The 8,920-nt window shown below is 44.0% G+C and carries 8 protein-coding genes; 3 read left to right on the top strand and 5 right to left on the bottom strand.

Annotated features, from left to right (window positions below; translation table 11 throughout):
* Nucleotides 1-438 precede the first annotated feature (438 nt).
* The 5 genes from KTE19_RS11870 to KTE19_RS11850 form a co-directional block, all read right to left on the bottom strand.
* Complete coding sequence (locus KTE19_RS11870; RefSeq protein WP_217162118.1) at nucleotides 439-1,332, bottom strand: diacylglycerol/lipid kinase family protein; 894 nt, start codon at nucleotides 1,330-1,332, stop codon at nucleotides 439-441.
* Between the two features lie 47 nt (nucleotides 1,333-1,379).
* Nucleotides 1,380-1,868 (bottom strand): 8-oxo-dGTP diphosphatase, encoded by a 489-nt coding sequence (locus tag KTE19_RS11865; protein WP_217162116.1) that lies wholly within the window; start codon nucleotides 1,866-1,868, stop codon nucleotides 1,380-1,382.
* A 21-nt stretch (nucleotides 1,869-1,889) separates the two neighbouring features.
* A complete protein-coding gene (locus KTE19_RS11860) occupies nucleotides 1,890-3,038 on the bottom strand; it encodes an AbrB/MazE/SpoVT family DNA-binding domain-containing protein (protein ID WP_217342362.1) in 1,149 nt (382 codons plus the stop codon).
* 206 nt (nucleotides 3,039-3,244) lie between these two features.
* Nucleotides 3,245-4,576: an ammonium transporter gene (locus KTE19_RS11855; RefSeq protein ID WP_217162114.1), complete on the bottom strand. Its 1,332-nt coding sequence runs from the start codon at nucleotides 4,574-4,576 to the stop codon at nucleotides 3,245-3,247.
* A 279-nt stretch (nucleotides 4,577-4,855) separates the two neighbouring features.
* Nucleotides 4,856-5,497 carry an NAD(P)H-binding protein gene (locus KTE19_RS11850; RefSeq protein ID WP_217342361.1) on the bottom strand — a complete coding sequence of 214 codons (642 nt, stop codon included), beginning with the start codon at nucleotides 5,495-5,497 and terminating at the stop codon, nucleotides 4,856-4,858.
* 160 nt (nucleotides 5,498-5,657) lie between these two features.
* Here KTE19_RS11850 and KTE19_RS11845 point away from each other — a divergent pair, with 160 nt between their 5' ends.
* The 3 genes from KTE19_RS11845 to KTE19_RS11835 all read left to right on the top strand — a co-directional run bounded on the left by KTE19_RS11845 (nucleotide 5,658) and on the right by KTE19_RS11835 (nucleotide 8,724).
* The gene (locus KTE19_RS11845) at nucleotides 5,658-7,577 is read left to right on the top strand and encodes a heavy metal translocating P-type ATPase (RefSeq protein ID WP_217162151.1); all 1,920 of its coding nucleotides are present in this window, start codon (nucleotides 5,658-5,660) and stop codon (nucleotides 7,575-7,577) included.
* 358 nt (nucleotides 7,578-7,935) lie between these two features.
* Nucleotides 7,936-8,160, top strand: coding sequence for a heavy-metal-associated domain-containing protein (locus KTE19_RS11840; RefSeq protein WP_217162112.1), 225 nt, complete (start codon nucleotides 7,936-7,938; stop codon nucleotides 8,158-8,160).
* 9 nt (nucleotides 8,161-8,169) lie between these two features.
* The gene (locus tag KTE19_RS11835) at nucleotides 8,170-8,724 is read left to right on the top strand and encodes a ferritin-like domain-containing protein (protein WP_217162110.1); all 555 of its coding nucleotides are present in this window, start codon (nucleotides 8,170-8,172) and stop codon (nucleotides 8,722-8,724) included.
* Nucleotides 8,725-8,920 lie beyond the last annotated feature (196 nt).

Raw genomic sequence — 8,920 nt, 5'->3', positions numbered from 1 at the left:
GGGGACAGTGATGTCCCATTTATTCTGGATAAAAAAACTGGCATTGATGATTTCCATCAATACCAGAAAGTTTAGACCCAGTAAAAGGGAGCCGGTGAGCCATGACCGGCAATTTCCAAATAGCAGGCGGGAATCTGCCAGAGTTTAAAATTGTTTGCTGAGAGGCCGGACGGTAAAATAATCCCCATCAAAGATTGAATTGAACTGGAGGTGGCAAGATGAACAAAACAGCTGGCTTTTGGTCAAAGTTATCGATTATCCTGGCAATTGGTCAATTAGGCCTCTCACTATATAAACAGTATCAAGCATCAAAGAAGCAGCGGTAAAAACCAGGCGGCTGTTCGCTGCTAATTAACGATAAAGGGCAATCATTCCAATGTGCCGGGAATGGTTGTCCTTTATCGTTAAATCTGGATAGAAATTGTCCGATGCGCCAGCCTATTGTTGTTTTGGAACAATCACTTGCAAAAAGTCTGCCTTGGTCTTAACCGTAATCGGCAACTTCATCGCTGGATCACCATCGATACGGGCTTGGATTTCTCGCCGAGATAAACCTTCAATTTTAACCGTTTTACATTTGAAATACTTGACGTCGGCATTATCTTTCAAATTGCCCGAAAGAAAGTAGGATAGATACGCAAGCAATTTCGGCAAAGTAAACTTTTTCAGGATAAACACGTGGAGATGATCGTCATCGTAAGTGGCTTCGGGGTTAAATTCAACATAACCGCCAACTGAATTGGTTGTGGTGATGAGGACAATCTGGGCCCGCAAAGTTTCGACCTTGTCGTTAGCAGAAATTCGCAGCTTATAGGATCGATGGGTGAACAGTTCCTTGAATCCCTTAATGAGATAGATGACCTTACCGAACTTTTTCTTCTCGTCGTCTTTAATGTCTCGGGCGATATCCGCTAATCGCCCCAGCGTGAGGCTGCTAATCATTGGCGTTGTGCCAACTGTCCCAAGGTCAACGGCGACACAGGTGCCAGCTAATAAATTAGTGATCGCGTCGCTGGTATTCAATGGCACATTTAGCGCGCGAGCAAAGTTATTGACGGTTCCACCGGGAATGATGCCCAAAGGGATGGCCTTCCCGGTTTGCAGGAAGCCTTTACAAGCGGTATTAATTGAGCCGTCACCACCGATCGTGACGAGACAGTCAAATTGATTAGGCGCTTCTGCCGCCTTTGAAATGGCCTCCTCTTCGGATTGCGTTTTGGCCAATTCAACCCGCTTGCCGTGGGTTTCCAAAAATGTTTGGGCTTGCTTGGCAATCTTTTCATTATTACTTTTTCCAGCTGCCCCATTGTAGATAATCAGATAGTTTTGCATGGCGCACCTCCTATAAATGTAGTTAGTTTGTCACTATTATTATATGATTATTGATCGGTTAAGTCGTGTTTGGGGATTATCGTTAGCGAGTCATTCATTACTGGCGAAGTCGCATCAACCACGTGAGGGTCGGTGAAGATTTTGAGCATTTTCATAAAGCTTTCAGCGGTATTTTCTTCGGTTAACTCATCAATTGGCAGCCAATAGATTTTCCCTTCGTCTGACTGCTTTAATTGACCTGTAAAATGACTGGTTCGGTATAAAAAGCCAATCCGACGATAAGCGGGTTCCTCGCTGAACCACTCAACGGTGCCACATGATTCCAGTTGACTGATATGTAAGCCGGTTTCTTCAAAGATTTCGCGCACCATTGCGTCGTACAAGCTCTCACCTTTCTCAACATGCCCACCGGGAAAGGTATGGCCGAACTTCCAGGCAACGTCGGTTTTATCTTCAACCAACACTTTATTTGCCTGTTGATCATAAATCATGCACATGTTAACCATTTCAATATGTTCCGTTCGGGAATAAGTCATTTGCCCACCTCATTTTCAAAATTATTTAACGACGTAATTGCGGGTTTGAATTGGCTCTAGATAATCATTGAGTCGTTCAAACAGCATGACCAGCCAGGTAAATGCCAACATAAATGCCAGAATTTCAAACGCGGTTAGTGATAGATAGCCGACCACTTGAAAGAGAATTTCACCGGCGAGCAGCGCGCCGGCAATCAACCAGGATAGGTGAAGAAAGTCTGGCGAAACATTGGGGAGCAGCCACCGAATGCCAATGATCAATGCCAAGACCAGATATACTAGATAGCCGGCCACTTTGCCGTGGAGCAGATGTAGCTGAACGTTGTTAGGAAAAACGCCAACTGAAGCTAAATCGACGGCTAAGAGGGTTAAGAGAATCCTTAAAATCAATAATTGCTTGTTTTGGGGGAAAATGCGCTTTAATGACACAAATAAATAATCGATTAAGGCGATTAGGATGAGGCCTGAAAAAATGAGTGTCAGGTTGAATTCCCAAGCAGATTTGGCGTTAGTGATTCCCAGGAAGCTTAAATTGCGCTTCCACCAGTAGAGGTTTTGGTTACTCATCATTGCCAGAACCATGCCGCTCACAATGACAGCAATAAAGGTATTCGTCAGCAATCGAGATGAAAGCCTCGGGACCAGGTTAGCCATTGTCTGGGTCTCGATCAACGTAATCATGGCAAAAATGGCCGTGGATGTTGCCAAATCAAAGGTAGCACCCTTGAACAGGTCGCCAGCGATCCAGAATAGGCCGGCCATTAACATGAAGCTAATTAAGGCGCCAGCTAAAGCAACCGTTGGAAAATTCCGCCAAGAAACGGCTTGAACCACCGCGGCTTTTTTGTGCTTGAGCAAAATGAATGAAGTCGAAAAGCTAATCAGGCCGCTAAAAGTTGTGAGCCCCAAAGAAAGGGTCGCAACTGATTCAGTTCCGGTTAACGGGATGTAGTGGATTTTTCGCACAATAAAATAACCTAGAAACGCAATTGTCATGAGGATAATTAAAATAATTGTGCTCACCCGACGTTCATGAATTTCAGTCGGCTTTTGAGGAGATTTGACGATGAGCCCATCTTGAGTAATTGTCACCTCCACGTTATTGCCCGATTTGATGCCCAGATGTTCTTTGAGCTGTTTCGGCAATTGTAAAAAATTCTTTTCTTCCAACAATGTTCCTCCTCAAAATATGATACAAGCTTTCATTGGCTAAAGAATGCATGTTCCTTATCCATATTAAAATGTTATCCTTCTTAGGATTAAATGACAAGTGATAGTGACGGCTATGTGCAGTGACACAAAAAACTAACTAACAGCTTGTTCAAGCAGTCAGCTAGTTTTGTATTTATCATATGATTGTATATAGAAGAAACAATTTATTTTACTGGTGGATCCTTTGGTGTTAAGTTGGCCATCTGACCTCTAAATTCCTTTGAATAAAGATTCAGATCTGAGCGGTATTCGTCAAGGTTATCACTCATTTCAACGGTGTAATCAGCTTCCTCACCGTGTTCACCTTGATCAAGGCCAAGTTCCTCTTCCTTCCGATCAACTCGTATTGGCATCACGAGGCTGAGGCCTTTGATGATGATTGAAGCGGCAATGACGACGAATACGATGGTAACGGCAGTAGCGAGTAACTGGACGCCAAATTGATGGAAACCGCCGCCGTAGAACATACCATTGTGGGTAACGACTGGGTTAACAGATTTCGTTGCGAACAAACCGGTTGCGATACTACCAACGATCCCACTAACGCCGTGACAACCAAAGGCATCAAGGGCATCATCAACGCCAATTCGATCCTTTAGATAGTTAACAAAGAAGTAGCTGGCAAAGGTTGAGAATATCCCGATCCAAAACGAACCGGCGATGGTGACGAACCCACAAGCAGGGGTGATGCCAACTAATCCACAGAGGGTACCGGTACAAACGCCTACCAAAGTCGGCTTGCCGCTAATGATCATATCGAGGACCATCCAGGTGACCATCGCGGTACCTGTTGACATGGTCGTCGTGATTGTTGCTTGAGAAGCAATGTTATCAACGCCCAGTGCTGATCCGGCGTTAAAGCCATACCAACCAATCCAGAGGATCGTTGCGCCAAGCAAGACCCAAGGCAAGTTGTAGTGGTTATGTGGCCGATCACCAAACTTAATTCGTTTGCCTAAGAAAGCGGAAAGGACAAACGCAGTCACACCGGCATTGATATGAACAACGGTTCCACCAGCAAAGTCGAGAACACCCAAGCCGTAAAGAATTCCGTGGGGGCTCCAAACCAAGTGAACCATTGGGTAGTAAATAATGATTGACCAAAGAACTAAGAATACTAACAGGAAATTAAACTTGATTCGGCCAACCACGGCACCGACGAACAAAGCCGGCGTAATGATAGCAAACATCATTTCAAAGATTGCAAATATGCCAGTTGGAATCTTGGTAGCCGTCAGAGATGTTAAATCAACACCATTCATGAAGAAGTTCTTCACGTTACCGATGATCCCACTGATGTCACCTGAAAATGATAGCGAGTAACCAATCACAACCCATAAAACAATTGCAACACCAGTCATAATGAAGACGGACAACATGGTGTTAACCACGTTACGCTTTGACACGAGACCCCCATAAAAAAACGCCAGTCCAGGAGTCATGAACAATACTAAAATACTGGATAAAATCATAAAAGAGGTATTTGCAGCATTCATAACATCGCTTCCTTTTTCTTAATGTCATAAATTCTAACATCATCTTTGCGATAATTCCAGCAGTTTTTGAAAATGGTTAGAAAATGAGAAAACGGTAAACGAATTTGTAAACGTCACCACAGTTGTTGGAAGGGCAACCAACCGATGGCGAAAATGAGTTAATTATTTTGAAATTCAAAGTGATTAATGTAATCAAAACTAACATAAGTTACAAAAAGCGATCCAACAGCACTCGAGGTGACGTGATGATGAATCGTTCAGTTAAGATTTAAAATCAGCTTAATTTAAATGATTAATCGCTTCTGGAATTGGCTCATTGCCAGCACTCATTTCAATGACTTCACCAATCGATGAATTGTGCTCAGCTAAGCCGATGAGGACTTCGGCGACGTTATCGATACTATTTTCGTTAGTGGTGTAATCGCCCAAAGTGACTTTGCCCGACCCCGGTTTCTCGACTAATGCCGTTGGCTGCAGGATGGTGTACTGCAGATGGGTATTGTTCATTAACCATTCGTCGGCATAATACTTGGCAATTAAGTAATCAGCCAGCGGGGATTGTTTTTTACCGCTAAATAAATCTGGGGTTAAGGAACCCTTTGAGCTCAGCATGATAAATCGTAAGATGTCTTTTTCTTCGGCGGCTTTCATCACCTTGACAGCCCCGTTGAGGTCGACTTGCAGTAAATCTTTACCGCCAGAGCCGGCAGCGAAAATCAATTTGCCCGCTTCCGGGAGCGCTTCTTTGATTTCGTCCTTGGTGTCATGTAGGTTGATTTTAAACGGCGTGACATTTGGGGCGACGGGAATTTTCTTGGGGTGGCGGGCACCTGCATACACTTCGATGTCCTTATTAGCCGTTAACTTCGAAACGACGGTCGATCCAACTCGGCCGGTTGCGCCAATCACGATAATTTTCATGGGGAGCCTCCTAACATATTTGTTAACTTAATTATAGATAAAAACGGTCGCATACACAAAGCGTTATGATTTTAATTTGCAAGACTTGATCCAGATCAATTATTTATTTGGGATTGCTCTCTATACTTAAGGCATAATCAAAGGACGGGAGCAAAACATGATGAAAATACAACGATTTATTAATCAACACATTAATCAAATTACGTTAATAACAGCGATTCTGATTGGAATTGGGCTGCTTGGAAATGTACTAGGGTCGCCGCTGCTTTATACAGGGGCATTTATCCTGGCTTCAATCATTTCTGCGGTGCCAATTTTGCTAAGGGCGATCTCGGCGTTAAGGTTTAAAACGATCAGTATTGAACTGCTGGTCAGTATCGCAGTTGTTGGCGCCTTTATCATCGGTGAGTACAATGAGTCCGCCATTGTGACCTTCTTATTTCTTTTTGGAACCTTTCTGGAAGATAAGACGTTGGCTAAGACCCGCCATTCCATCAAGGATTTAACTGAAATGGCGCCAACCACTGCAACGATTGTGAATGACGATGGCAGCACGGCAGAATCCGACGTTGACTTTGTGGATGTCGGTGATGTGGTGCTAGTCAAAGCCGGCGGTCAAATTCCGGTTGATGGTAAAATTGTGGCCGGTTCTGGTCATTTCAATGAAGCCAGCATTACTGGTGAATCCAAGTTGGTGACCAAAACTGAGGATGACCCAGTATACTCAGGAACGATTTTGGATAACGGGACCGTCAAAGTTGAGACCACTAAGGTTGGTGATGAGACCACTTTTGGCAAGATCGTTGAGTTAGTTGAGGATGCCCAAGATACTAAATCCCCAGCTGAAAAGTTTATTGACAAATTTGCGACATATTACACTCCAGCTGTGTTAGTGATTGCACTAGTGGTGGGTTTGATCTCTCAAGATTTTCGCTTGGCAATTACCGTGCTAGTTCTTGGCTGCCCAGGGGCGTTGGTCATTGGCGCCCCGGTTTCTAACGTTGCCGGGATTGGTAATGGTGCCAAGAACGGTGTCTTGATTAAAGGCGGCGAGGTGATGAATACCTTTGCCAACGTTGATACCTTAGTCTTTGATAAGACTGGCACTTTAACTGAAGGCAAAACTGCAGTGACCCAATTTAAGAACTATGCCGCTAATGAAGATGGCTTGGCAATGGCGGCCTCAATTGAGCAGCATTCCGATCACCCATTGGCCAAAGCGATTGTTCAATTTGCGAGCGGCAAAGGGGTTCACCGTGATCAAGCTACCACAGGCTCAGTCAATACGATTAAAGGTCGGGGCATTCAAGCTGACATTGAAGATCAGCAAGTGTTCATTGGCAATGTTGCGTTGATGGCTGATCATCAGATTCATCTTTCTTCTCGGCAGCGAGCTGATCTGGAAACCATTCAAAATCAGGGGAGTTCATCCGTTATTGTTGCCATTAATCATCAGGTGAGTGCAATCTTAGGAATTTCTGATGTGATTCGCCAAGGGGTTGCCGAGAGTCTCCGCCAGCTTAAAAAGTTGGGAATCAAGCAAACGATTATGTTAACGGGCGACAATCAAGCGACTGCCCAAGCGGTTGCCCAGCAAATTGGCATCGATACGGTTCATGCTGAACTGCTGCCAGAACAAAAGGTGGCCTACGTGAAGAAGTATCAAGCTCAAGGGCACAAGGTTGCTTTCATCGGCGATGGGATTAACGATAGCCCATCAATTGCCACGGCAGATATTGGGATTGCCATGGGTGGCGGAACCGACGTCGCAGTTGAAACTTCCGATGTTGTGTTGATGGCTTCGAAGTTTGAAGAGCTGGTTCACGCGTTTGGCCTTGCTAAAAAAACGGTTGCCAATACAAAGGAGAACATCTTTATCGCTATCGCCACCGTTGTATTTCTACTGATCGGGTTAATGCTTGGCTACATTTATATGGCAAGTGGGATGTTTGTCCACGAAGCAAGTATCTTGGTCGTGATCTTCAATGCGATGAGATTGATTAAATATCGAACAAAAGTGGCAAAACTTGATCCAGATCAATTATCTTTGCAGGAATCGGAATTATCATTAAGACAGTAAGTGAGCGTAGCAAAGCGGTTAGGAACTGGAATATAAGTCTCCTTCAACAGAAATCCCTGGTTTTTAGGGATTTTTGTTGGAGGTGCTTATATGGAAGTTCCTGCTTTGCGGAGCTGTCCTAAATAAGTGAGCGGATCCAGGCGGTTAGCAACCGGAGCGTAAGTTGCCGCAAGGAGAAATTCCGGGCTTTGGAATTTTTGCTTGTGGTGCTTACGTGCAGGTTGCTTACATGCAGATCTCTGCTTGGAGGAGCTGTCCTAAGTAAGTGAGCGGATCCAAGCGTTTTAATCCAAACCAGAGACAAAACGATCAGCTTACCCTTTACAAATACACTAATCAATAAATGGAGGTCATTATTATGAGTAAAGCAATTCTACAATTAGACGCATTATCCTGCCCGTCGTGCATGCAAAAAATTCAAGGGGCATTGGCAAAACAGGATGGCGTTGAAGACGTTAAAGTCATGTTCAACGCTGCCAAAGTTAAGACGGAGTTTGATGGTGCCAAAATCTCTGCTGATGATCTGTCCAATACAGTGACAGATTTAGGTTACGAAGTTCAATCAATGAAAGTGAAGGAATGAGGTAGAAAAATGACAACTAAAAATGCTGAAACAACCCCAAAAGATTTATTTGCAGCAGAAGTGAAGCAGGCAGATATTGATCACCACACCCCAACCGCGGGGGCAATGGTTGGCCACATTGTATCAAACTTAGTGGTGTTAGCCGATAAGCTTCAGCAAGCCAAATGGTATGTCAAAGGGATGAACGCTCACTCTCTGAAGGCTTACTTTGGTGAATTGTTGGTACAAGCCAACAAGCAAAGGGATGCATTGGGAACAACTCTGATTGATGAAGATCTATTGACGCCAACTACGCAAAAAGAGTTCAGCGAGTATGCGATGTTAACTGAAAATGGTGAAAACAAGTATCACTCTGCAGAGTGGTTGATCGATAGTTTTGTCCACGATTATGACACGGAAAACTTGTTTATTACCCGAGCCATTAAATTAGCTCAAAAAGAGGATCGGCCAGTTTTGGCAGCGGTACTCACAAAGCTGTTGGCTACGAACAATCATAATATTGCTGAACTGCAGGCACTCCTTGGAAATGATCCTCGAGAAGGATTGGACGAAGAAGACTTTTAGTAGCACATTTCAATTGAACTAAATCTTGATTAACAATTACAAGCGAATCGAGAGTGGGACGAAGGGCGATTTGCTCCCATAATTTAAGTGAAAGCGGCAGTGCATTCTGATTTTGGGGCTCTTCGTCAACTGTTGTTGGTGAAACTAAATTCGAGTTCTAATCACTTTGTGATTAGGGCTCTTTTTGTTTTGACCT

This window comes from Lentilactobacillus dabitei (assembly GCF_019061365.1).
In the GTDB taxonomy this organism is placed as follows: Bacteria; Bacillota; Bacilli; order Lactobacillales; family Lactobacillaceae; genus Lentilactobacillus; species Lentilactobacillus dabitei.
Note: the sequence above shows the minus strand (reverse complement) of the source record. Positions and strands in the feature narration are given on the sequence as shown.